This is a genomic window from Nitrincola salilacus, assembly GCF_046271865.1.
Classification (GTDB): domain Bacteria; phylum Pseudomonadota; class Gammaproteobacteria; order Pseudomonadales; family Balneatricaceae; genus Nitrincola; species Nitrincola salilacus.
In genome coordinates this window covers 389,097-413,609 of the sequence record NZ_CP176580.1, presented here as the reverse complement: position 1 = coordinate 413,609, position 24,513 = coordinate 389,097, and the positions used below count along the sequence as shown (strand labels likewise).

Sequence of the window (24,513 nt, the reverse complement as noted above, 5' to 3'; positions counted from 1 at the left end):
TATCCTTATGACGCTATCCATACAACACTACCTTTGCGGCTGGTTGAGCACACACCAGTAGAGCTCGATCTGTTCAGCCACCTCGATGAATTTGGCAAAATCGACCGGCTTGGTGATATAGGAGTTGGCGCCCAGTTTATAGGCTGTCTGAATATCCCGATCCTCTCCCGAGGAGGTCAGTACCACGACGGGCACTCCGCACAGCTTCGGATGTGATTTGATCTCACGCAACACATCCAGACCATCCACTTTCGGCAGTTTCAGATCCAGCAGAATCACCACTGGCAGAGGTTCACCCGCCTCCCAGCGTTTGATGAAGGCCAAGGCCTCCTCTCCGTCCCGTGCCACTTCTATTGGGTTGGCAAAACGCTTGCGTTTGAAGGCCCTCAGAGTCAGGTCCAGATCGACCGGATTATCTTCGACCAGCAATATCGGTTGTGTTGTGACATCCAGACTCATGTTCTGAACTCCAGATAAAAAATAGCACCCTTGCCGACAGCGCCCTCTGCCCAGACCCTGCCGCCCATGCGCTGCATCGCTTTACTGACCAGCGCCAATCCTACACCGGTGCCAGCATAATCTTCAGGTCGATGCAGCCTCTGAAAAATCTGAAAGATACGATCATGATACTTCATATCAAAACCAACACCATTATCTTTAACCGATATCAGAGTACGCTCCTTTTCCTGATGAGCTGCCACCACTATTTCGGGCTGCTCACGTCCAGCGGTGAATTTCAGAGCGTTACTCAACAGATTTCGCAGCACCAGCCCCAATCCATCCTTATCGACCAACAGTTGAATCGGTGGCACATCGACATCCACAATGACTTCAGGATAGTTTTCAGCTACCAGTTGGAGATCCACTACTTCAGAAACCAGTTCATTCAGATTGACCAGTCGCTCTTCCAATGAGCGCCGCTCCATTCTCGAATAGGCGAGAAGATCCTCTATCAGTTGATGCATCTGTTTCACACCGCCGCGGATGTTCTCGATAAAATACTTACCCTCTTCATCCAGCAGTTCGGCGTAAGACTCCTGCAGCAACTGACTGTAGCCATCGATCCCCCTCAGAGGCGCTTTCAGGTCATGTGAAACACTGTAGGAGAAAGCCTCAAGCTCCTTATTCGCCATTGCCAGCTTTTCAGTTCTCTCTTCGACCCTCTGTTCCAGATCAGACACCAGCAGCGCCACCTGATTTTCGGCTTCTTTGAGCTCGGTAAAATCGTGCAACACACCATGAATACGTGTCACCTCCCCCAGCTCATTACGAGTCAGCCAGGTACGATCATCCACCCAGATCCACTCACCATCCTGACGAGCAATACGGTACTCCTGTCGGTAGTCATCAGGCCCTGAGTTCAGGTGCCCCTCCGCCTCCTGCTTGATACGATCAAGATCATCCGGATGAATGATATCGATAAAGTTGATCTTCCCGTTCAAAAAATCCTGGGTCGAATAACCCCATACAACCACGCTGTCACTGACAAAGCTCACCGGCCAGTCTGGCAGGTTTTTCCACTCAAACGCCACCACTGGCGATCGCCCTATCAGCTCTGCCAGCAGCTCAATCTGGTCACGTCTGGAACCCATCTCTACCGCCATCTGATCGACTGCACGACCAATCGCGGCAAGTTCGTCATATCCATAAAGGCCAGTTCTGACATCCAGATTACCTGACCCGATCGCCTTGAGTGCGTTGATCAATCTCCTGCTGCGCCTGAACCATACCAGATACAACACCACTGCCAGCAGCATGGCGAACAGCAGAGAGAATAGCGCAACCTGCAGTGAACCCTGACGCGCCAGAGCCGCTCTTTCTGCAAGGGGCTGTGACAGATCACTACTCAGAATCAGATGGTAGCCGGGATGGATCGGTGTGTAAGACAGCAGTAAGCGCTGATCTTCCACAGCGGTTATGGTCACACTGAGTGGTCGTTGCCGGATAAAGTGTTCCACCTGCTCAGCCACCCCGGCAGGCGCTCTTTCCAGCACCTCAGCCAGCGGCTGCTCGAGCTGAGTTCTGATCAACGAGCCGGCCACCAGCTCATTCTGATCGATCAGCCAGGCAGATGAGATATGTCGACGCATCCCCAGACCGGCCACCCGACGCTGAACCATCTGCCTGTCATCCAGCATGAGGTAGGTCTCCAGAGTGCTCTGTTCAATGCCCAGGCGCTCCTTCAGGCTGACCACTTCCTCCTCCATCACCGAGCGTTCCGCCGCCTTCAACGCCAGAAGATGGTGGACAGAGGCACCAGACAGAGCAATAAATGCCAACAGTAACGGAGTCAGTACACGCCCCGGCAGATACAGCAACTTAACCGGTTTCATGGCTGCCCCTCTCGTCTGAGCTGGGCCTGCCTGGCGTACTGAGCGTTAAGCAACAATGACCAATCCGGCATTTCGGCCAGCATCTGCTGCTCAATCAGGATATTGACCAGCAAGCGCGATCCCTGAGCAAGACCGGGCTCTGCACCTTGCAATAAAGACACCGAGTCTCTGATGTTATGAAAATAGATACCGTTAAAGGCGGTCAGATACTCCTGCTGTGTCAGCTCAGAGCCCCTGACGAGCAGTTCAACCGCTTCATCTGTATGTTTGTTCAGATACTCAAGGCCGCGCTCCCACCCTACCAGCAGATCAACCAGCGACTGCCTCCTGCGAGGCGACAGGTCATTGCGTACCACAAGCACATCCACCAGCTCGCCCGGCATCCAGCCGCTACTGAACAGCTCATTGTAACCATCAGCCAGCAGTCGGCTACGCATCGGTTCATAAGTGATCACGGCATCAACCTGTCCGCTCCTGAGCACCTGTTCATGCAGGGGAGCCTCCATATACTGCAGGTGCAGATCACTCAGACTGTATCCACCAACCATCAGCATTCGCCGCATCAGGAGCATCCCCACAGCACCATCTTCCAGTGCCAACCGTTTGCCCCGAAGATCCTGCAGCGTACGAATCGAACTTCCGGCAACAATCGCATCCGCACCATCCGACAGGCTCAGAACACCGACAATCTGCAACGCCACGCCCTCCTCAACCAGACGCAACGCTTCATCAAGGGTCAGCGCGGCTGCTTCCAGCTCACCATTACGCAGATTACGTTTGGTTTCTGCGATGGAGCTGAGCTCGACAACCCTGACGGTCGGCGCTTTGAGAATATCCAGATCACGAGCAAGAATGAACGGGTCATTTCCGAGCCATGCGCTGATACCCAGCCGCAGAGGCGGTTCTGGTACCTCACTACAGCCAGGCAGCAGCAGGGTTAACAGCATGGACATCAGAATCAAACGCACTGATCACCTTCCGTCGAAAATTTACCTCATCTGATACTAGCACCAATGCCTGTTTTAAACCTACCTTCACAAATCCCGGAGAATCCGGGGAATATGACTGGTCAGACCAGATGAGGCAAATGTCATGGCATGGGGCAGGTTATCGTTATACACTTGGCCGCTAATACTGGGCTCTCAGTATCAGACTGTTACTGCAGACTGAGGCTGTGCGCTGAATTCTTATACAATAACAACGTAAAGAGGAATCCAAAGTGCGCGCATTAGCACTTCTAGTTCGTCTGATATGCGGGATCAACCAGCTACTGGGAGTGATCTTCTCCTGGTTCTCGCTCGGTATCGTCCTGGTCTGTTTTACCGTTGTGGTCCTGCGCTACTTCTTCTCCACCGGCTTTGTCTGGATGCAGGATCTCTACGTCTGGCTCAACGGCATGATGTTCATGGGGATTGCCGGTTTCACGCTGCTGAAAAACGGCCATGTCCGGGTCGATATTTTCTATCGTGAAGCCCGCCTCAAAACCAAGGCGATGGTAGACATGTTCGGCACCCTCGTGTTCATCGGCCCCTTCGTCTATGTGCTCTTTTACTACGGCTTGCCCTATGTGCAGCGCTCCTGGAGCTTCATGGAGGCCTCTGCCAACTTCGGCGGCATGCCGGGGCTGTATATCCTGAAGAGTTTCCTGCTGGTGTTCGCTGTGGTGATCGCTCTGCAGGCACTGGCCATGTTCCTGCGCGGCGTACTGGTATTGTTGGATCGCGAAGATCTGCTGCCGGAATCCCTGCGCTATCATGAAGGGAGTATCTGAATATGGACCCGGTACTGCTTGGGGAGATCCTCTCCCTATTGATGTTCTTCTCCATTATCGGTGTGCTTATGCTGGGCTTTCCGGTCGCTTTCTCGCTGGCTGGTACGTCTTTGTTTTTCGGCACTCTGGGCTACTTTCTCGGGGTGTTTGACCCCTCCAACCTGTCCAGTCTGGCCCCGCGTTACATGGGTATCATGCTCAATGAGGTGCTGGTGGCGGTGCCGCTGTTCATCTTCATGGGGATGATGCTGGAACGCTCCGGGATTGCCGAACAGCTGCTGATCACCATGGGGCGCCTGTTTGGCTCACTGCGTGGTGGTCTGGGGTTATCGGTTATCGTGGTGGGTGCACTATTGGCGGCCTCCACCGGTATTATCGGTGCCACTGTGGTAACCATGGGGCTGTTGTCGCTGCCGGCGATGATGCGCGCAGGCTACGACACCAAGCTGGCCACCGGGGTGATCTGTGCCTCGGGTACGCTGGGGCAGATCATTCCGCCCTCGACCGTATTGATCTTCATGGGCGATATGCTGTCCGGTGTGAATGCTCAGGTACAGATGGCCAAGGGTAACTTCGCGCCGACACCGGTATCGGTCGGGGATCTGTTTGCCGGGGCGTTCATTCCCGGTCTGATCCTGATCGGCGTGTACATGAGCTGGATGATCTATAAAGCGATCCGTGAACCCGAGAGCTGCCCGGCACTGATAGTGACCGCCGAGGAGAAAGCACGCCTGTTCCGCGATGTACTGGTGACACTGCTGCCGCCACTGCTGCTGATCATTGCGGTACTGGGTTCGATTCTGACCGGTATTGCAACACCGACTGAGTCCGCGTCTGTCGGGGCTGTGGGCGCGATGCTGCTGTCGGCAGTCCGACGCAAGCTGACCTATCAGAACCTGCGTCAGGTGATGACGGCAACCGCCAACACTACCACGATGATCTTCATCATCTTGCTGGGTGCATCAGTCTTCTCGCTGGTGTTCCGCATGATGGGCGGGGAGGAACTGGTCAGCGACTTCCTCAACAGTCTGCCGGGTGGCAAGCTGGGGGCGATCATCTTCGTCATGCTGCTGATGTTTGTTCTGGGCTTTATTCTGGATACCTTCGAGATCATCTTTATCGTGATCCCGATCACGGCACCGGTGCTGCTGATGATGGATGTACACCCAGTGTGGCTGGGCGTGATGGTGGCGGTGAACCTGCAGACCAGCTTCCTGACACCACCGTTTGGCTTTGCGCTCTTCTACCTGCGTGGTGTGGCACCGAACACGGTCAGAACCTCGGATATCTACCGTGGTGTGCTGCCGTTTGTGGGGCTGCAGCTGTTCGTGATTGCGCTGCTGGTGGCTTTCCCTGGGCTGGTAACCTGGTTGCCTAATCTGATTTACGGCTCTTAGCCTGAAACCAAACCCGGGCGCCCAGTGACTGGAGCAGCCCGGGGCTCTTGATCTGATTTGTGGCATGGAGCGTTGAGTGGGCTTTACGCGCTAGCGTCAAAGCTCACCAGTCTCGGCCCTTTAAAAATCAATCCCAAAATGTACTGTTCGCGAAGGACAGGGGCCTACCATACTCAAAAACAGCCAAGTGTCACAAAAAATGACTTCTGGTTGCTCAAAGTAACAGTTTTCACATCCCCAACCTCCTTGTGGACAGCGGACGGGACACCACTTACGTGGTTGTCGGTCTGTGCGGTGATGTCGAATAAGGAGAAAATTCGTGGCTGATCTTCAGATAGGAAAGGTGTACAATCTGTTTATCGAAATTGCCCCACAAGGCACGTAAATCAAGAGGATTACCTTATGAACATAGCTAAAGAAGTGGAGGGGTATATCAAGCATCTCACTTATGGCAGCGTGTTCACACACAAACAACTCGTTAATCGCTTGAACGGGCATGGAAGCCGGATATCGCAAAGCCTAGCAATTCTCAAAGAAAACAACGTGGTGATGCCTATTGATCGCGGGCTTTGGATGCGGCCGAAGAAAACTCGATTTGGCATTGTCTACGCCTCACCCGAGAAAATTGTTGCTGCTCTAGAAGCGGACCGCAATATTCTTGCTGTCCCCGCCGGCGCGGCGGCGCTGAACGAAATAGGTGCCTCGACTCAACTAGGTATGGTTTCAGCCTACGTCACGACCAAGCGCATAGAGCCGATTACTGTTGGCAAGACCGTCATTCATTTTAGGCACAGCCGAAGTTTCGAAAACGCTGCCGCAAAGCTTAAAGGGCTATCAAAACCTGAGAAGCATCAGGCGGCAAAGATATGGGTTGCTCTCGAATATGCAGGCCAGAAACTGGCAACAGAAGAGATCGCATCTTTTCGGAAGGCTTTTGAACGCCTTTCACTTAAGGCCCAAGAAAAATTGTTGGCCGCAACAGAAATCAAAATAAGCTGGGCTAAATCCCTGCTGGAGGAAGCTTATGAGTGAGCCATTCCTGTTCACCTTGTCCTCAACCGATCAGGATGACTTGTTCGAAGCGGCAGCGACTAGAACCGGATTGCCGGCCTATGTCATTGAAAAGGATTACTACGTCACCTTAGTTCTGAAGCTGTTGTTTGAGAAACTGAAACCCTTGCATACGCAGCACACGCCAACTCCCTTTATGTTCAAAGGTGGCACAACACTCAGCAAGGTTTTTGGGTGCATCAATCGCATGTCAGAAGACATAGACCTGTCGTTAGACATGAATTTTCTTGGCCATCCTGAGCCATCAGGCAAAGAGAGTAATTCGGCGATTAAGCGCAGAGTCGATGACCTCGAACAGGCAACCATTCGCACCGTGAGCACAGTCATGGTGCCCTTCCTACAATCAGAACTGCAGAAACTCAACGACGGCTTTACCATCAACACCACGGGAAATGGCATGGATATCGAGGTGTTTTATCCAAGTCGTTACCGTGGCGGTGGTTACGTTACCCAAAGGGTCTTAATTGAGTGCGGTGGAAAGGCAGGCCTTGAACCATCCGACTCCCATACGGTATGCCCTATAGCTTTAGAGGAAATTGATCCCCACTTAGATGCGTGCAGTGTCGATGTATTGGGTGCCGATCGCACATTCTTTGAAAAAATAACCGCACTGCATGAAATCAACCATCGAGGACCAACCAAGTTAGGCGATCGACAGGCGCGGCATATTTATGATGTGGTGGCCATTCATCAAAAGTTTCCCGACTTCGTCAATAAAATTGATTTGCTAAGAAAAGTCGTAGAGCACAAAGCCAAGTATTTCAGGCGTTCTGCGTCGAAATGGGAGGAAGCGCGACCAGGAAGCCTTTTCATTATGCCGTCAGCCGGTGAGAACGGGGTTAGAGAACTGCTGGCTAAGGACTGGGAGAAAATGCATGACATGTTTCCTTCAGGCTTACCTATGACGTTTGAGGCAATGTTAGCGCAACTTGCAGCGATAGACCGGATCATCAATCATGAAGCAACTGATAAAAACCAGCGGTAGGCACAGCCCTGCTTAAACCGTTGGCACAGGCTCGACCCTGTGCTCCAGACTACAACAACAGATAGAACAGATTGGCTCCATGCCTTGAAGTAAACAGGAGTTTATTTCCGAGATGCTGGAAGCTTTGACTACTAAAGAAAGCCAAGTGCCACAAAAAATGGCTTCTGGTTGCTCAGAATGACAGTTTTCAAGCAGCAGCTTGTTACCGCATCGCTCTTTACCAATGAATAATCGGTCAAACTTTAATCAAACTGATCGGTTTTCACATACCCTACCGCCTCGCGGACAGCGGACGGGACACCAATACCAGCAGACTGGTGGCTGCCACCGAGCTGGATGAGGAGGAGCGGGTGTGTTGCTCGTCGGTCATCTCACCGGACAGCAGATGGAAAATGCCACCAATAGTTTTCAGCATCACCCGCAGCTACCAAGATAGACATCCAGCCTAATGCTGTATACTTCATCTGACAGAGGACGCACGGCTGTCTGTACGCCGGATTAATCTCTTAAACGCTCAGGTGACTTAATAGCAGGCAGCAGGATAAGTTTGTGGATGTGATTTATAGGGGCAAGCATTAATATGAGACTGGATAGCTATCCGACAATTCAGCCCAAAACAGCGTTAGGGCGTGCACTTGTGGCTTTTTTCGATGTATTGGAGCCAGTATTTTCTTGCGGTGACAAGGGCGTTTTTCGAGTGATTGTCTTCGGTGGTTGTGCTGTCCATATACACACGCAAACACGAGGTAGTGCGGATATAGACGCAGAGATTGCATCTCATGGTTATGCCAAAAAATCAGAAGTTATTGCACTGCTTGATGAGGATGCGTACATTTTTGCTGACGAAGAGGGGGTGTCGCAGGTGCTGGAACTGGACTCCAGCTTCAATACAACGCTAGGCCCTTTACACGAAGATTACGAAGACCGCATCATCCGGTTGGTAACACAGAGCAGCATCCCAAACGTCGAGGTGTATATCGCGAGTGCGATTGATGTTGCCATATCGAAGCTTGGTCGTTTTGGTGATCGAGACCAGCAGGATATACAATCGTTACTTCAACTCCCGTATGTTGATATAAATGAGTTTGAACGCTTGGCCCGAGAAGCTATCAGTTATTATGTTGGAAACCAAAGGCAAGTGTCAGGGAACATTAGAGTGGTACTAAACGATTATCGCAACAGAGGGGGGCGGGCATGACACCTTCCGTCACACGAAAGCGACTATATCGCGTGGGTTCACGTCCGCTTGAAAGCAGTGTGGATGATGTAAAGCAGCTTGCCGAAGCGCTTTGGTATCACGGCTATCGCCCTTCACAAATGGAGTTAGAGTGCCTGTGTACTCTAATGCCCCGCGAACAATTCCAGCGCACGCTCTGCGTTGTTGAGTTGCTTAGCCAGTACCCCGTGTGCCCCCGTGATACAGCTCGACATCTCCAAGAACTCACTAGCCGCTTCCATCGACAACTGCTGGATAATAGCGATACGCCTATCCAAGGACGTTACTCTCCAGGTAAACGATGGGGCTTAAGTGATGCGACGGCCCCGTTGCGTAAAGCACTGCTACCTCTTCAGACCCGGACCTATGCAGATGCGACTGGGCATCGTCACGGATTGAGCATCTGAACTGCAAGCATATAGCTGAATTCGGAGAACCACCCCGGACCCGACACTGGCGCTATGTGTCACTTTGGCATGGGGCATTGCGTGGGTTTTACGCGCCGCCGACATAGCAAGCCAGTCTCTGCTCTTTAAAAAGCAGCCCACGAAATGTACTGTCCGCTAAGGATAGGGGCTTGTCGTACTCAAAAGCAGCCAAGTGCCACAAAAAGTGGCTTCTGATTGCTCAAAATCACAGTTTTCAAGCAGCACCCTGTTAACACATCGCTCTTTTCTAACGGAAAATCGGTCACTCTTTGATCAACTTGATCGTTTTTCACAAGCCCAACCGCCTTGCGGACAACGGACGGGACAACAGCGAGCGGGACAACGGGACAACGGGACAACAGCTACGACGGGTTAGCGACGTCCCACAAGATTCTCTTCGCGTATTCTCGAGCAACCTCCTCGTCATCGACGAATAAGACCTCATGCTGCGCCAGAAGATCTCTCCATGAAATGCTTTTATCAGAAAACGCTTCTTTCAGCTCTTTTCTAAACCCATCTCTGAACCCCACGTTTTCATCCAAATCTTTTTTAAGCTCACCGATAGCATCTTCCTCGTCATAGCCAACTGATGCGCTATAGATTCCAGATAAGACAGATACAATTAAAGAATAGTCGGGCATCTTACTTCACCGGGTAGATAGTTATTGTTCGCCAAACATTAGCAGTAGCGTCGTACTGGTAAACAGCAGTCACTTTTGAAAGGTCGCCGTGAAATTGGAGAGGACCCTGAACGCCTGGAACATGAGAAACACGGTCATAACCTCGGCCAATCACTGTTCCAGTGTCGACACCTTCCACCGTTACGCGTGTTGTACCCGGCTTGCTCAATGCAATCGCACGATCCAGATAATTTTGCCGAACCAACATATCAGACTGAGCAAGGAGAGCGTCGGAATTAAACGCTGTAGATGAGGGTGGCACTACGACTTGGTCGTTTCGGACTACCGACGATCCGTCAGGAGCCACACCAGTCGCTGCTCGAACCAAGAGCTGTTGATCAGTGACACCTCCGCCATGTCGAGCGAGCGCATGACCATCAGTGGCAATGCGCACAAGCTCAACTTGAACCTTGTTTGGAACAACTGCCCCACCACTCCCCCGAGAATTCAGCATCTGTCTATTCAGCCCGACGGGCAAGGCAGCCATCATCATCGCCACCTCTGGCGACATCCCCAGTGCTTCCCAGGAACGGGCGATTGTCGCTTGTGCCATCGAGCCTTCAGCGCCGATGTTTTCATCCATCAGAATCTGCAGGTAGGGGCGCGCTTCGTTCGATATATCAAACAGCTCGCCGCCTCTGTCGTCATGGAGTGCGTTCAATGCATCCCGATGCAACTGGTTATGCACCTGACAGGCATCCACTGAGGCCCCGCAGTCTGCTATCGCTGCCGCGAGGTTCTGATCACTCTGATCCTGATAGTGCGTTACCACCGCACCCATGCATTCTGCATCACCCTCACAGGCTTCCAGCTCTAGCTTGGCCGCCAGCAGCTCAGGATGACTCAGATAGTTATTCGTCACCTCGTTATACGCCGTCGCCCCTCCTTCCATGCCACCCAGCAGACCGCCTATCCCAGTGGTCAGTAGCGTGGTCAGTATCTCCGCCGTAGCGCCATCGATGCCGTTCTCTATCAGGCTGTCATGGATGATCGGCGCAGCGATGGTGCCACCAGCGGCTCCGGCTGCTCCGGCAGTGCCGCCTGTCAGCGCACCAACGATGGTATGGGCGATAATGCGCGAGGTGCCGTTGGGGCCCCACTGGGCATTGATGGCGTCCGCTTCGTCGCGCAGTTCCTGAGCCCGTTCAGGGTCCAGGCCCGAGAGTAACGAGGCTTCTACCAGTAGTTCCTGGGCTTCTTTCAGTTGCTGATCGGCATAATCACCGATCTGCTTGGTCGCGGCGGTACCAAACTCCGCCGTCACCATAATCGATGTGTCCAGCTCGTTCTGCACCTGGTTCAGATCAAAGATCTGATCGATGCCGGTTTCCTCATCACCGGTGCGTAGATCTGCATTGCCTGCCAGCCCGCTGATGCCAGACTCGGTGATACTGCCATCCGATCCGCTGGCACTGCCAATGCCGGCAGACTGGTGGCTGCCGCCGCTGCCGTGCATCACCTGTGCGCTGGACTGCTGCGGTTGGGTGGAGCCTTCTGCAGCAGAAGCGTCAGTGCCCGGCGCTTGCTCTGAGGTGGGTGCCGTTGTGGATGGCGCACTGATCCCTCCACTGATACTGAACCCACTGCCCTTGTAGTCGGCATGGTTCTGGATATCCGACATCTCCAGCCGGGCCAGCCCCTCTTCGGTGTTCTGATTGAAACGGTTGAGGTCGGCTTCCACTGCGGCATCGGTGCTGGTGATCGCACCGCCGATCAGGCGGGTGGTGCCTTCAACCTCGATATCAAAACCACCATCGCCGGCACGGATCGCGCTCTGCTCACCCACGCTGGCATAGTCGGAGTTGATCTTCTGGCTGGAGGCACTGCCCTGAGCTGAGAAGCCATAACCGATGGTGGCACTGCCGCCAGCATGTCTGTTCTGCGAGCTATAACTGCTCAGGTCCTGCAGGCTCTCGATATGCAGATCACCACCAACCCGGCCAACCACGTGTTCGCCTTCGATCACGGCGCCGCGCAATAGGGTATCGCCACCGGAGTTGAAGTGTACGTCATTGCCCGCCTGGATCTGGGTGTTGTTGTGGACCAGGTCCGAGCCATCGGCTTTACCTCGGCCCGCAGAACCTTCCACATACAGACCAATGGCCATGCCATCGGAGCCGAAGCTGATGGCCGCACCCACCGCCGCGCTGGATGAGGAGGAGCGGGTGTGTTGCTCGTCGGTCATCTCACCGGACAGCAGATGGATATCGTTGTCGGCAGTGAGGTGGACATCCTCACTCGCGGAAAGACGACTGCCGCGCACGAGGATGTTGCTCTCGTCACCACCCCCTTCGGCGGTCAGGTTAATGTTGCCACCGGCCAGCAGTTCGCTGCCGCTGCGGGTGACGCTCTCGCCCTGGGTGGTCAGACAGGCTAAGCCCGGCGACTTGACGAACCGACACAGCGGGCTAAGGTAGCCCGCCGTTTATCATGAAATTGGAATTGTTAAAGAGCTTGTGACGTTGATATCACTGAATTGGCATGATGCCGTTATCGTTATCTTTCCTACCCTGCTATGGCTGGTCATTTTTTGGTGCAAACAGCCTCTGGGGGATAACACAAAACGTCCCATCAAAGCAGCTTCTGGCCGAAAACAAAAACCCATCCGGACACGCCGAAAACCCGCCTGGGTTGCCGATGAACTGATCCGCCTGAAGGCTCATCTGCCCAAGGCCGGTTGCCGAACTCTGGCGCTGACATTCAATCGGCTCTTTGCCGACCGGGGCGAGTCTGTTGGCAAAACCTTCGTGGCGCAGACCATCCAGAAGCACCAGTATGAGATCCGCGTGTTGCAACGCAAGATCAGGAACCGCCCCGCCTATGATGTGCCGAAAGGGAAGTACTGGGGCATCGATCTGACGCAGGTGGCTGATACTCACCAACATCAACACACCATCCTCGGTATTTGCGAACATCTTTCCCGATTAGCAGTTAGCCTGAAGCGCCTGCCCGACAAGGCGTCCATCACATTGCTTCGCTGTCTGCTGGAGGCGATCGAGCAGTGTGGCAAACCGCAGATCATCCGCACCGATAATGAAGCGGTCTTCACCAGCCGCCTGTTCCGGTTCGGCCTGTGGATGCTTAGCATCCGTCACCAGACCACCGAGAAGCATTGCCCCTGGCAGAATGGTCGGATCGAACGTTTCTTTGGCACCTTCAAAACCCATATCAAGCAGATCCTGATTGAAGATGCCGTGCAACTGGATGAGCAACTGACCACCTTTTGCTGGTGGTACAACCGGGTTCGTCCGCACCAGAATCTGGAGGGACGAACCCCTGCCGAAGTCTGGTTGGGTGTTGAACCGCCCAAGACTCGACACTGGCGCTATGTGTCATTGTGGCAGGGGGCATTGCGTGGGTTTTACGCGCCCCCGTCATAGCTAACCAGTCACAGCTCTTTAATAAAGCAGCTCCCAAATGTACTGTCCGCTAAGGATAGGGGCTTGCCGTACTCAAAAGCAGCCCAGAGCCATAAAAAGTGGCTTCTGGTTGCTAAAAATGACAGTTTTTGAGCAGCAGCTTGTTACCGCATGACTCTTTGCCAATGTAAAACCGGTCAAACTTTAATCAATCTGATCGATTTTCACATACCCTACCGCCTCGCGGACAGCGGACGGGACAACGGGACAGCGCCCCATGCGCAGTCAGGGACTCTTGATCGGATGCCTAGCGGGATCACGATCAGTCATCAATATCAAATCATCAAACGACAATTTTCCGTCTCTTACCATATCAAACTCATCTTTAGTCAACTCATATCGATCCACGCCGCCGCCATGCCGGGCCGCAAGAAATTCAAAAAAATACCTGTCAGCAAGCTTCTCCGCTTTCCACCCTGCACCGCGAACCAGTGTGTCTGAAACATCTAAATGCTGTTTCTTCGGGTAATAGGTTTTGCCCATCTCAAGCTTTGATCGATTAGTCATTTACAGCAATCCTAGAATTCTATTGGCGTGAACGGAACATCGGAGAAATCCATTACTGCTTCTGGAACGCCACCAGAAGTATACCCTCCCGGCAGCCACTGCTTATTTGCTCCTCCTTCATTGCCAGAAGGCATTCTCAGATTATTCATATCTTGCGGTTTTATCTCCAGAGCGACAGTATTTCCGTTTGCTAGCGACCCGCTATCCAACCCAAGCCTTTGCTCCACAATTCCTAAGTCGCCTTTTGCATACAGGGCTAGCTTGTCAAACTCCGATTTTGATATAACAAAGCCACCGATTGGAGGTCCAGCAGTATCATATTTAATAACATCGTCTATCGAAGCAAATCTGACAGCACCATTTTCAAACGTTGATAAATGAGCCTTAACTTGAGATTCAGTCAAGTAAGCCGATGGATCTGGACGACTTCCATGAGGAATATTAATTACTTCATCATAAATCCTCTCAGGACTCCATCCATCTTTAAAACTCAAACCAATGTCAGAAATATAGTTTTCAAAGTCGGCTCTACTCGTCACTGAAGTGTTAGGAAGCAGAGGTCCAAACTCTGAGTCTACAGCTCCCGGTTGTGTTCCAGGATTTGCAGTATTGTTGCCACTTGCTGCCCCCCCATCCGGCACTCTCCCAGGACGGCTGATAATATTACCCGCTACCCGCGTTATACTAGCAGTTAATCCTATCGCACCAAAGATCAGTGACTGATTCTCCAGTCCTACGCGCATCCGGATCACATCCGCATCAACCAGACGACCCGCTTGCTCTAGGACGTCTGCCTGCGCCAACTGTTGTTGTATACCCTCACGAATGTGCTCAGGTGGGTTGGACAAAAACGACACAACCTCTTTTCCTATCTCGCTCAGGATCGCCGCAGACTCTTCATCACCTTGCAACGCCTGACCGGTCAATTTACCCAATATGATCGGTCCGCTGACTGTATCAACCACCATCTCTGTCAGCGCTTCCGCACCGATATACTCCATGCGCTGCTGTTGATTCACACCAGACAGAAAGCCCGCGTGCTGGTAGGCGGCATAAATATCGTCGACAACATCCCCTTTCAACCCACCGGCTTCACTATCTAATAAATAGCTATTGTGGGCCGCGAACAGCAGTGATTGCTCATATACACAAGCGTCACTTGACAGGCCGCCATTGCATGCCGAATCCAGTGCCAGGTCACTCTCTATATTTTTGATATTGATGGCCAGCAACTCAGCCTGCAAAGCCTGGCGTTGCGCATCAGACAAGTTCCCATCTGGATCTTCTAATGCGGCTTCAATCTGGTTTCTGCGCACCGCTTCTGCGTGCATCAAATAGTTATTCGCCGCCGCATTACTCCCCGTCATACCTGCAATCGAAACACCTTCTGCTCCCTGGCCGGTAAAGGCACCCGCTATCGAGGCCATCATATTCGAAAACTCGATGGTTCGATTGTGATTTTTGGTACCATCCGGGTTATAAAACTCGGCACTGAACTCACCGACCACACCACCCACGGCGCCGGGTGCGCAACCATCACTGCTGCCAGCGCTGGCACTGCCTGCCATGCAGCCCAGAATGGCGTGGCTGAAGGACTGCGCAAAATCATTCAGGGCAGCCGGTGTGCCATCCAGTCCCGCTGTGGACATACCACCTATTAAGTTCGCGCCCTGCCCTGCTGAGGCATTGATGATCGAGGCGATAACCGCATCTTTGATGCTGTCTTCCAGGTTCGCACCTGTCATCGCGCTGTCGATGACCGCGTTGGTGATGTGGGTGATCAGCTCACTGCCGGCATGCGCAATAAAACCATCGCTTGGCGTGATGGACGACAGTGACTTGCCATCGATGGTGATGCTTTGCCCAAGGCCCTGCAGTACACCCGCTGTGATCATGCTTTGCAGTATCTGTTGCAGGTTCTCACTGCTGCCCAGGGCATCCAGTGTTGCACCCAGATCACCACCACTGTTGATGAAGGTGACCGCTGACGTGCTGGCAATAGTGGTAGTGGCGGCTTGCAGGGCGCTGTTCACTATTGAGCTGGTTAATGTAGTGGTAGTACCAGCAGTAGTGCCAGCAGTAGCTCCAGCGGTCGTGCCCGCTGTCGTACCTGCTGTTGTCCCTCCGGCACCGGCACCCCCCGCGGCTCCTGAAAATGCGCCCGCCGTCAGGAAGGTCACCACAATCACAACAACCGCAGCCCCCAGTTCGGTCAGGCCCTGCTGTTTGTAGTCCCAGTTATCGTGGGCTTCCTGAACGGCTTTCCAGTCGATTTTACTGCTCAGTTCCGGATCATTGATCAGCGCGCCAACCCACTCCATACCCGGCTCTTGCATCAGGACTTCGGCACTGTCCTTGACCGACATCCCCACGTTGATGCGATCGCCGACATTCACCTCCAGCTCTGCGTAGTTCAGTTGGTTGTAATGGACTGTCTCGTCCTTATGGCCGCTGCCTTCCACTCGCTGCCACGCCAGATCGCTGATTTCGCTGTGCGAAGAGGCGTAGTCCGTGCTGGTCAGGGTAAGCAGGGTGAGGTCGTTGGCGGTGTCAAGTGTCAGCTTGCCGCCGTCTGTCTGAACATCCACTCCTGCCAGGGTGATATCTCCACTGGTGCTGGTGATATTGACGTTCTGGCCTTCCAGTACCGTGGCGACAGCGTCTGTCTGTTGTTCGGTTTCTTCCAGATCACTTTCATGCCCCAGGCCCTCGCCCGGCTTGAACACGCCAAACAGGTCTTTGACGTTCCAGCCGATCTTCTTGCCCTGTTCATCCAGAGTCTCGGACTCGTGGTTTAATCCCCCCGTCAGCTCAACCACGCCACCTTGCAGGTTCACCTCCCCGGTGTTGCCGGCACTGAGGGTCGATGCCTGGATCGACACCAGGCCCGGCGCCGTGACATCAACGCCCTTGGCGCCTTCGATAACACTGGATTGCAAGGTGTACTGTTCGGAGACCGCCAGGCGCTCATGCTCGCCACCACCGATGCCAAAACCGAAGGTCAGGGAGTCACTGCTACCACTGATTTCAGTCACATCTGTATCGGTCGCTGCCTGGATAAGCACATGCTTGCCATTGATAATGGCTTTGCCCTGTTCAGACTGGAGATGGATGTTGTCCGCCAACTTGACGCACAAACACAGCGGACTAAGGTAGCCCGCCGTTTATCATGATATTGTTAAAGAGCTTGTGACGTTGACATCACTGAATTGGGGTTACATCCTTATCGCCGTACTGTCCGCCCTACTAGGGCTGACCATACTATGGTGCACACAGCCTGCAAAGGCTAAAACAAAATGCCCCATCAAGGCAAACACTGGCCGGAAACAACACCCCATCCGGACACGCCGCAAACCCTCCTGGGTCACCGATGAACTGATCCGCCTGAAGGCTCATATGCCCAAGGCCGGTTGCCGGACTCTGGCTCTGACCTTCAATCGTCTCTTTGCCGACCGGGGTGAATCCGTTGGCAAAACCTTCGTGGCACAGACCATCCAGAAGCACCAGTATGAGATCCGCGTGTTGCAGCGCAAGATCAAAAACCGCCCCGCCTATGATGTGCCGAAAGGCAAATACTGGGGTATCGACCTGACTCAGGTGGCTGACACGCACCAACATCAACACACCCTCCTCGGTATTTGCGAACACCATTCCCGATTGGCAGTCACCCTGAAACGTCTACCCAACAAGGCGTCCATCACATTGCTTCGCTGTCTGCTGGAGGCGATCGAGCAGTGTGGCAAACCGCAGATCATCCGCACCGATAATGAAGCGGTCTTCACCAGCCGCCTGTTCCGGTTCGGCCTGTGGATGCTTAGCATCCGTCACCAGACCACCGAGAAGCATTGCCCCTGGCAGAATGGTCGGATCGAACGTTTCTTTGGTACCTTCAAGACTCACATCCGGCGGATCCTGATTGAAGATGCTTTGCAACTGGATGAACAACTGACCACCTTTTGCTGGTGGTACAACCGGGTTCGTCCACACCAGAATCTGGGTGGGCGAACACCTGCCGAAGTCTGGTTGGGTGTGGAACCGCCCCGAACCCAACACTGGCGCTATGTATCACTGTGGCAGGGGGCGTTGCGTGGGTTTTACGCGCCCCCGTCATAGCTCGCCAGTCTCTGCTCTTTAAAAAACAGCTCCCAAAATCTACTGTCCGCTAAGGATAGGGGCTTGCCGTACTCAAAAGCAGCCAAGTGCCACAAAAAGTGGCTTCTGGTTGCTCAACATGACAGTTTTCAAGCAGCACCCTGTTAACACATCGCTCTTTTCTAACGGAAAATCGGTCAATATTCGATCAACTTGATCGATTTTCACATGCCCAACCGCCTTGCGGACAGCGGACGGGACAAATTCGATCGGTTTTCACATGCCCAACCGCCTTGCGGACAGTGGACGGGACACCGTACTCAAAAGCAGCCAAGTGCCACAAAAAGTGGCTTCTGGTTGCTCAAAATGACAGCTTTCAAGCAATGGTTTGTTAACGCATCGCTCTTTACTAACGGAAAATCGGTCAAACTTTAATCAATCTTATCGATTTTCACATACCCTACCGCCTTGCGGACAGCGGACGGGACAACGGGACAACGGGACAACGGGACAACGGGACAAAACTAACGAGTAATCAGAATATATTCGGCTCATCATTAATCAAGAACAAGCCGTCCCTGAACAAAGATTTCAACTTGGCACGACGCTCAGAGAACGTTGGAAAGTCGTTGATCACATCGCTGATATCGTCCGTCACTTGAACCATATATCCTCCCCCGACCCTCTGAATAGGAAAGCCCGCCGCAGAGATTACAGCCTCATCAACTTCTTCGACAAAATTACCACCAAAGAAAGATGCCCAGCCTAAGTTTGTAAACCCAGAGACCAAACTATTTAAATCGCCCGCCCTAAACTCACAGTGAAAAATTCCTGTGGAAAAACGAGACCAAGCATTTCTGGTGATTTCCTCCTCAAATGAATATTTTCTGACATCGCGCTTGCGTTGAGCAGACTGATCCAAATTGATGCCGGGGTGTAGAATGGCCGCATAAGGCGACAACACTGAACACCATGTTGTGAATATTCCACTCCAATCGATCTCGTTTCTGAACTGAGATTCAAAGAATAACCCACCCGAAAGCTGGATGTTTTTCATATTTGTGCTAGGAAACGTTACCGAGCCTTGAGATTTGGCAACCACTGCACGCTTCCAATTAAAGTCTTCGAGAATGTCTCTCTGCACCCCATTCACACGCATTGCCGCTTTTTTCGCCCAATGAGCTTTACAATCACTTAGCGCTTCAACATCAAAGCCGTGCTTTTTCGTCACCTCACCAAAAGTAGCCACACGCTGTGGCTTCAACTTTTCAACCGAAAAAACAGGGCGCAAGATTTGCTCACCGACCTCCCAAGACTGGATATCGTTCAGAGTCTGAATATTTACGATCAAAGAGTTCTTCATTTAAATCACCAGGGCGTCAGGCTATTGGTGGCGGGATCGTAAATATACACGTCACCGCCAGTACTACGGACATCATTTAGCAATGGTCCAGAAACTCGCTGTGTCCGTGTGCTCACAACCAGATTCATCGGCTGCCCAGTCTCGCGGGCAATTTGCGCCTGCGCGCGCAGTTGTGGCGAAAGTGACAAATTTTGCACATTCTTAGCTTCAAGTAAACCGCCAACATTTCGTCCCCAGAGATCAGGGATGGTCGTTACCTCCGTGCCATTAGACAAAGTAACCGTTTTCGGAATGGTGTTCTTGACACCACCAACCGGAGCAAGCGTATCTATGACCTGTTGCTCAAACTCAGCCCCATTCTGCCGATTAATTGTAACCTGTGATGTCCTATTTGGAACAACTGCCCCACCACTCCCCCGATTATTCAGCACCTGCCTGTTCAGCCCGACGGGCAAGGCAGCCATCATCATCGCCACCTCTGGCGACATCCCCAGTGCTTCCCAGGTGCGGGCGATCGTCGCTTGTGCCATTGAGCCTTCAGCGCCGATGTTTTCATCCATCAGAATCTGCAGGTAGGGACGTGCTTCATCCGCTATATCAAACAGCTCGCCGCCTCTGTCGTCATGGAGTGCGTTCAATGCATCCCGATGCAACTCGTTATGCACCTGACAGGCATCCACTGAGGCCCCGCAGTCTGCTATCGCTGCCGCGAGGTTCTGATCACTCTGATCCTGATAGTGCGTTACCACCGCACCCATGCATTCTGCATCACCCTCACAGGCTTCCAGCTCTAGCTTGGCTGCCAACAGCTCAGGATGACTCAGGTAGTTATTCGTCACCTCGTTATACGCCGTCGCCCCTCCTTCCATGCCACCCAGCAGACCACCTATCCCAGTGGTCAACAGCGTGGTCAGTATCTCCGCCGTAGCGCCATCGATGCCGTTCTCTATCAGGCTGTCATGGATGATCGGCGCAGCGATGGTGCCACCAGCGGCTCCGGCTGCTCCGGCAGTGCCGCCTGTCAGCGCACCAACGATGGTATGGGCGATAATGCGCGAGGTGCCGTTGGGCCCCCACTGGGCATTGATGGCGTCCGCTTCGTCGCGCAGTTCCTGAGCCCGTTCAGGGTCCAGGCCCGAGAGTAACGAGGCCTCTACCAGTAGTTCCTGGGCTTCTTTCAGTTGCTGATCGGCATAATCACCGATCTGCTTGGTCGCGGCGGTACCAAACTCCGCCGTCACCATAATCGATGTGTCCAGCTCGTTCTGCACCTGGTTCAGATCGAAGATCTGATCAATACCGGTTTCCTCATCACCGGTGCGTAGATCGGCGTTGCCTGCCAGGCCGCTGATGCCGGACTCGGTGATACTGCCATCCGAGCCAGTCACACGGCCAATACCCGCAGACTGATTGCTGCCACCGCTGCCATGCATCACCTGTGCGCTGGACTGCTGCGGTTTGGAGCCTTCTGCAGCAGGCTCGTCAGTGCCCGGCGCTTGCTCTGAGGTGGGTGCCGTTGTGGATGGCGCACTGATCCCTCCACTGATACTGAACCCACTGCCCTTGTAGTCGGCATGGTTCTGGATATCCGACATCTCCAGCCGGGCCAGCCCCTCTTCGGTGTTCTGATTGAAACGGTTGAGGTCGGCCTCCACTGCGGCATCGGTGCTGGTGATCGCACCGCCGATCAGGCGTGTGGTGCCCTCAACCTCGATATCAAAACCACCATCGCCGGCACGGATCGCGCTCTGCTCACCCACGCTGGCATAGTCGGAGTTGATCTTCTGGCTGGAGGCACTGCCCTGAGCTGAGAAGCCATAACCGATGGTGGCACTGCCGCCAGCATGTCTGTTCTGCGAGCTATAACTGCTCAGGTCCTGCAGGCTCTCGATATGCAGATCACCACCAACCCGGCCAACCACGTGTTCGCCTTCGATCACGGCGCCGCGCAATAGGGTATCGCCACCGGAGTTGAAGTGTACGTCATTGCCCGCCTGGATCTGGGTGTTGTTGTGGACCAGGTCCGAGCCATCGGCTTTACCTCGGCCCGCAGAACCTTCCACATACAGACCAATGGCCATGCCATCGGAGCCGAAGCTGATGGCCGCACCCACCGCCGCGCTGGATGAGGAGGAGCGGGTGTGTTGCTCGTCGGTCATCTCACCGGACAGCAGATGGATATCGTTGTCGGCAGTGAGGTGGACATCCTCACTCGCGGAAAGACGACTGCCGCGCACGAGGATGTTGCTCTCGTCACCACCCCCTTCGGCGGTCAGGTTGATGTTGCCCCCGGCCAGCAGTTCACTGCCGCTACGGGTGACGCTCTCGCCCTGGGTGGTGCTGTCGGACTGCGAGCTGCCGAGTGAGATGGTGACGCTGACATTGGTGCTGGTCATATCACCACTGCCGATCGCATCGGCGAGTGCACTGGCGTCCTGTGCCAAGCTGCCATCGGCCAGGCTCTCCAGCGTACCCAGCATATCACCACCCTGCTGATACAGGTTCAGCCCTGCAGCGGCAGCAGCCAGCCCTTGTATGCGGCTGTCGTCCGAACTGCCTGCCGCTTCCACCAACTGCCCCACCTTGTTCGCAGTGCTGACCACACCCATCAACTGGCTCACAAACGGTATATTCACCGCCACCGTCACGCCACTCTGGCGGAACTTGTGCTCCAGCGTGTTCTCGTGTTCCTGCAGGCCATCTTCAATCGTGATGTCGCGGGCAGTGATGTTGATATCCCCTTCTGCGGCCACCAGTTGGCTGCCACCGGCGACCCGGGCGCTGCCACCGGCCTGGATATCAACATCCCCTTCCAGGCTGCCCACCTGACTTCCAACCACTTCGCCCTCAAGACTTCCTCCGGAGGGTAGCACCCCTTCACTGAACTGGGTCTGGGTCGTGGTCTCGCGCCTGCTCCCGATGGTGAAGCCGAAGCCACCCGAGGAAAAAATACCGGAGCGACGCTTATCGGTTTGTTGATATTGATACAGGGTGCTCTCGCCACCGGTGATCTCGACATCGCCACCGGCCCGCATCAGCACCGTATCGACACCCGCCACATGACTGCCGGTGATACCGATATCACCGCTGGTGATCAGCGTGACCTGCTCGCCCGACAGGTTGCTGCCAGCGTAGGTGTTAGCCTCCAGCACTGAGGTGTCGGTGACACGTTTACTCGAAAGCAGGTCGGAGGAGCGGTTCTCGGTCTGGCTGTACTCGTAGCCATACACCTGACGACCGCCGATCTCGATGCCATCTTCGGCATAGAGCAGCAGACGACCGGCATTCTCGGCGTCATCAGAGGTATCAGAGGTGTCAGAGGTATCGCTTTCAATTGAGGCGTCAGCCGAATCGGGCGGAGTATAACCGGCCATCAGATCAGCAGACTCGATCACCAGACGGGAATCGCCCTGTGCAGTGATATCGGTCCGTGCTACATCATCCAGTTCCAGCTCATAATCCCGACGGTAGGAGGGCCTGCGCTCAGACTCGGTCTCGAAGGTCTGATTGCTGCCGCTGAGCAGTTTTACATCACCATCGGACTGAATGGTCACATTATCTGCACTGAATATCTGTGCCGCACGCAGAGTTGCACTCTCCTGCCCTTCCAGCATCACCGGTCCACCAGCGACGATGGAGACGCCTTGGTCAGTGACTGTGCGCTTATCTTCGCTGTCGGTATAGGCAAAGCTGTCGGATGAGGATAGTTTCTGCTGCTCAACCGTCTGGGTGTCCAGATTCAAATGCCCACCGGCTCGGCCACTGACCTGACCGGTGGCATTCAACTCAATACCGCTTAGCGTCAGATCGCTGCCGGCATCCATGATCAGATGATGTCCCTGGATCTCGCCATGCAGGGTTTCAGTCACCTCACGGGAGGATTCCGAATGGCCGAGGGTACGGGTGGAGACCAGCCCCTGTGACATCTCTGGATCCACATCGACCTCATAGCGGGTCGATGTGGAGGTCTCATTGCGCGTCACGATACCGCGAATATCGATGCCAACATTAAAGACTGGAGGGGTCGTATCAACGGGAGCATGCTGGCCGGGTATGACATTCGTGGCTGTATGAACAGCCCGCCAACTTGACGCACAAACACAGCGGGCTAAGGTAGCCCGCCGTTTATCATGAAATTGTTAAAGAGCTTGTGACGTTGATATCACTGAATTGGCATTATACTGTTATCGTTATCTTTTTCACCCTGCTATGGCTGCTCATACTGTGGTGCAAACAGCCCAAAGAGGCTAAAACAAAACACCCCATCAAAGCAGCTTCGGACCGAAAGCAACACCCCATCCGGACACGCCGTAAACCCGCCTGGGTTACCGATGAACTGATCCGTTTAAAGGTTCATATGCCTAAAGCCGGTTGTCGCACCCTGGCGCTGACCTTCAATCGCCTCTTTGCCCATCGGGGCGAATCCGTTGGCAAAACCTTCGTGGCGCAGACCATTCAGCAGCACCAGTATGAGATCCGTGTGCTGCAGCGCAAGATCAAAAACCGCCCCGCCTATGAGGTACCCAAAGGCAAGTACTGGGGTATCGACCTGACTCAGGTGGCTGATACTCACCGACATCAACACACCCTCCTCGGTATTTGCGAACACCATTCCCGATTGGCAGTTACCCTGAAGCGTCTGCCCAACAAGGCATCCATCACGTTACTCCGCTGTCTGCTGGAGGTGATTGAGCAGTTTGGTAAACCGCAGATCATCCGCACCGATAATGAAGCGGTCTTCACCAGCCGCCTGTTCCGGTTCGGCCTGTGGATGCTTAGCATCCGTCACCAGACCACCGAGAAGCATTGCCCCTGGCAGAATGGTCGGATCGAACGTTTCTTTGGCACCTTCAAAACCCATATCAAGCAGATCCTGATTGAAGATGCCGTGCAACTGGATGAGCAACTGACCACCTTTTGCTGGTGGTACAACCGGGTTCGTCCGCACCAGAATCTGGAGGGACGAACCCCTGCCGAAGTCTGGTTGGGTGTTGAACCGCCCAAGACTCGACACTGGCGCTATGTGTCATTGTGGCAGGGGGCATTGCGTGGGTTTTACGCGCCCCCAACATAGCAAGCCAGTCTCTGCTCTTTAAAAAGCAGCCCACGAAATGTACTGTCCGCTAAGGATAGGGGCTTGCCGTACTCAAAAGCAGCCCAGAGCCATAAAAAGTGGCTTCTGGTTGCTAAAAATGACAGTTTTTGAGCAGCAGCTTGTTACCGCATGACTCTTTGCCAATGTAAAACCGGT

The 24,513-nt window shown here is 53.8% G+C and carries 19 protein-coding genes; 8 read left to right on the top strand and 11 right to left on the bottom strand.

The window, feature by feature from the left end; translation table 11 throughout:
- Positions 1-27 precede the first annotated feature (27 nt).
- The 3 genes from ACK3CJ_RS01940 to ACK3CJ_RS01930 are packed head-to-tail and all read right to left on the bottom strand — an operon-like array spanning position 28 to position 3,301.
- The gene (locus ACK3CJ_RS01940; RefSeq protein ID WP_409524715.1) at positions 28-459 is read right to left on the bottom strand and encodes a response regulator; all 432 of its coding nucleotides are present in this window, start codon (positions 457-459) and stop codon (positions 28-30) included.
- The gene (locus tag ACK3CJ_RS01935; protein ID WP_409524714.1) at positions 456-2,333 is read right to left on the bottom strand and encodes an ATP-binding protein; all 1,878 of its coding nucleotides are present in this window, start codon (positions 2,331-2,333) and stop codon (positions 456-458) included. Before ACK3CJ_RS01935 ends, ACK3CJ_RS01940 begins: the two co-directional genes overlap by 4 nt.
- Positions 2,330-3,301: an ABC transporter substrate-binding protein gene (locus tag ACK3CJ_RS01930; protein WP_409524713.1), complete on the bottom strand. Its 972-nt coding sequence runs from the start codon at positions 3,299-3,301 to the stop codon at positions 2,330-2,332. The genes ACK3CJ_RS01935 and ACK3CJ_RS01930 overlap by 4 nt, the downstream gene beginning before the upstream one ends.
- A 251-nt stretch (positions 3,302-3,552) precedes the next feature.
- On the opposite strand from ACK3CJ_RS01930, the gene ACK3CJ_RS01925 reads away from it, so the two are divergent.
- From ACK3CJ_RS01925 to ACK3CJ_RS01910, 4 genes are all read left to right on the top strand, one after another.
- Complete coding sequence (locus ACK3CJ_RS01925; protein ID WP_409524712.1) at positions 3,553-4,104, top strand: TRAP transporter small permease subunit; 552 nt, start codon at positions 3,553-3,555, stop codon at positions 4,102-4,104.
- A 2-nt stretch (positions 4,105-4,106) separates the two neighbouring features.
- Positions 4,107-5,501 (top strand): TRAP transporter large permease, encoded by a 1,395-nt coding sequence (locus ACK3CJ_RS01920; RefSeq protein ID WP_409524711.1) that lies wholly within the window; start codon positions 4,107-4,109, stop codon positions 5,499-5,501.
- Positions 5,502-5,903: 402 nt separating this feature from the next.
- Positions 5,904-6,533 carry a DUF6088 family protein gene (locus ACK3CJ_RS01915; RefSeq protein ID WP_409524710.1) on the top strand — a complete coding sequence of 210 codons (630 nt, stop codon included), beginning with the start codon at positions 5,904-5,906 and terminating at the stop codon, positions 6,531-6,533.
- Positions 6,526-7,557, top strand: coding sequence for a nucleotidyl transferase AbiEii/AbiGii toxin family protein (locus tag ACK3CJ_RS01910; RefSeq protein ID WP_409524709.1), 1,032 nt, complete (start codon positions 6,526-6,528; stop codon positions 7,555-7,557). Before ACK3CJ_RS01915 ends, ACK3CJ_RS01910 begins: the two co-directional genes overlap by 8 nt.
- A 271-nt stretch (positions 7,558-7,828) precedes the next feature.
- Here ACK3CJ_RS01910 and ACK3CJ_RS01905 read toward each other — a convergent pair whose 3' ends face one another.
- Positions 7,829-7,972 carry a hypothetical protein gene (locus ACK3CJ_RS01905; RefSeq protein WP_409524708.1) on the bottom strand — a complete coding sequence of 48 codons (144 nt, stop codon included), beginning with the start codon at positions 7,970-7,972 and terminating at the stop codon, positions 7,829-7,831.
- A 165-nt stretch (positions 7,973-8,137) separates the two neighbouring features.
- On the opposite strand from ACK3CJ_RS01905, the gene ACK3CJ_RS01900 reads away from it, so the two are divergent.
- Entirely contained in the window at positions 8,138-8,755 is a 618-nt protein-coding gene (locus ACK3CJ_RS01900) for a DUF6036 family nucleotidyltransferase (RefSeq protein ID WP_409524707.1), read from the top strand.
- Positions 8,756-8,898: 143 nt separating this feature from the next.
- Here ACK3CJ_RS01900 and ACK3CJ_RS01895 read toward each other — a convergent pair whose 3' ends face one another.
- The 3 genes from ACK3CJ_RS01895 to ACK3CJ_RS01885 all read right to left on the bottom strand — a co-directional run bounded on the left by ACK3CJ_RS01895 (position 8,899) and on the right by ACK3CJ_RS01885 (position 12,183).
- Complete coding sequence (locus ACK3CJ_RS01895; protein ID WP_409524706.1) at positions 8,899-9,051, bottom strand: hypothetical protein; 153 nt, start codon at positions 9,049-9,051, stop codon at positions 8,899-8,901.
- A 512-nt stretch (positions 9,052-9,563) separates the two neighbouring features.
- Positions 9,564-9,842 (bottom strand): hypothetical protein, encoded by a 279-nt coding sequence (locus ACK3CJ_RS01890; RefSeq protein ID WP_409524705.1) that lies wholly within the window; start codon positions 9,840-9,842, stop codon positions 9,564-9,566.
- 1 nt (position 9,843) lies between these two features.
- Complete coding sequence (locus tag ACK3CJ_RS01885; RefSeq protein WP_409526532.1) at positions 9,844-12,183, bottom strand: hemagglutinin repeat-containing protein; 2,340 nt, start codon at positions 12,181-12,183, stop codon at positions 9,844-9,846.
- A 160-nt stretch (positions 12,184-12,343) separates the two neighbouring features.
- Here ACK3CJ_RS01885 and ACK3CJ_RS01880 point away from each other — a divergent pair, with 160 nt between their 5' ends.
- Positions 12,344-13,261, top strand: a complete 918-nt coding sequence (locus ACK3CJ_RS01880; protein ID WP_409524704.1) for an integrase core domain-containing protein — start codon at positions 12,344-12,346, stop codon at positions 13,259-13,261.
- A 264-nt stretch (positions 13,262-13,525) separates the two neighbouring features.
- Here the strand turns inward: ACK3CJ_RS01880 and ACK3CJ_RS01875 are convergent, their stop codons facing one another.
- Together ACK3CJ_RS01875 and ACK3CJ_RS01870 are read right to left on the bottom strand one after the other, a co-directional pair.
- On the bottom strand, positions 13,526-13,807 hold the full coding sequence (locus ACK3CJ_RS01875; protein ID WP_409524703.1) for a hypothetical protein: 282 nt from the start codon (positions 13,805-13,807) through the stop codon (positions 13,526-13,528).
- A gap of 11 nt (positions 13,808-13,818) precedes the next feature.
- Positions 13,819-16,932, bottom strand: a complete 3,114-nt coding sequence (locus ACK3CJ_RS01870; RefSeq protein WP_409524702.1) for a DUF637 domain-containing protein — start codon at positions 16,930-16,932, stop codon at positions 13,819-13,821.
- A gap of 70 nt (positions 16,933-17,002) precedes the next feature.
- On the opposite strand from ACK3CJ_RS01870, the gene ACK3CJ_RS01865 reads away from it, so the two are divergent.
- On the top strand, positions 17,003-17,920 hold the full coding sequence (locus ACK3CJ_RS01865; RefSeq protein WP_409524700.1) for an integrase core domain-containing protein: 918 nt from the start codon (positions 17,003-17,005) through the stop codon (positions 17,918-17,920).
- 514 nt (positions 17,921-18,434) lie between these two features.
- Here ACK3CJ_RS01865 and ACK3CJ_RS01860 read toward each other — a convergent pair.
- Together ACK3CJ_RS01860 and ACK3CJ_RS01855 are read right to left on the bottom strand one after the other, a co-directional pair.
- Positions 18,435-19,262 (bottom strand): hypothetical protein, encoded by an 828-nt coding sequence (locus ACK3CJ_RS01860; RefSeq protein ID WP_409524699.1) that lies wholly within the window; start codon positions 19,260-19,262, stop codon positions 18,435-18,437.
- Between the two features lie 5 nt (positions 19,263-19,267).
- Entirely contained in the window at positions 19,268-23,245 is a 3,978-nt protein-coding gene (locus ACK3CJ_RS01855) for a hemagglutinin repeat-containing protein (RefSeq protein WP_409524698.1), read from the bottom strand.
- Between the two features lie 173 nt (positions 23,246-23,418).
- Between ACK3CJ_RS01855 and ACK3CJ_RS01850 the strand changes: the two genes are divergently transcribed.
- A complete protein-coding gene (locus ACK3CJ_RS01850) occupies positions 23,419-24,336 on the top strand; it encodes an integrase core domain-containing protein (protein ID WP_409524697.1) in 918 nt (305 codons plus the stop codon).
- Positions 24,337-24,513 lie beyond the last annotated feature (177 nt).

Coding starts and splice junctions, on each gene's coding strand:
- ACK3CJ_RS01940 (WP_409524715.1), bottom strand. CDS start 459: ATGAGTCTGGATGTCACAACACAACCGATATTGCTGGTCGAAGATAAT.
- ACK3CJ_RS01935 (WP_409524714.1), bottom strand. CDS start 2,333: ATGAAACCGGTTAAGTTGCTGTATCTGCCGGGGCGTGTACTGACTCCG.
- ACK3CJ_RS01920 (WP_409524711.1), top strand. CDS start 4,107: ATGGACCCGGTACTGCTTGGGGAGATCCTCTCCCTATTGATGTTCTTC.
- ACK3CJ_RS01915 (WP_409524710.1), top strand. CDS start 5,904: ATGAACATAGCTAAAGAAGTGGAGGGGTATATCAAGCATCTCACTTAT.
- ACK3CJ_RS01910 (WP_409524709.1), top strand. CDS start 6,526: ATGAGTGAGCCATTCCTGTTCACCTTGTCCTCAACCGATCAGGATGAC.
- ACK3CJ_RS01905 (WP_409524708.1), bottom strand. CDS start 7,972: ATGCTGAAAACTATTGGTGGCATTTTCCATCTGCTGTCCGGTGAGATG.
- ACK3CJ_RS01900 (WP_409524707.1), top strand. CDS start 8,138: ATGAGACTGGATAGCTATCCGACAATTCAGCCCAAAACAGCGTTAGGG.
- ACK3CJ_RS01890 (WP_409524705.1), bottom strand. CDS start 9,842: ATGCCCGACTATTCTTTAATTGTATCTGTCTTATCTGGAATCTATAGC.
- ACK3CJ_RS01875 (WP_409524703.1), bottom strand. CDS start 13,807: ATGACTAATCGATCAAAGCTTGAGATGGGCAAAACCTATTACCCGAAG.
- ACK3CJ_RS01860 (WP_409524699.1), bottom strand. CDS start 19,262: ATGAAGAACTCTTTGATCGTAAATATTCAGACTCTGAACGATATCCAG.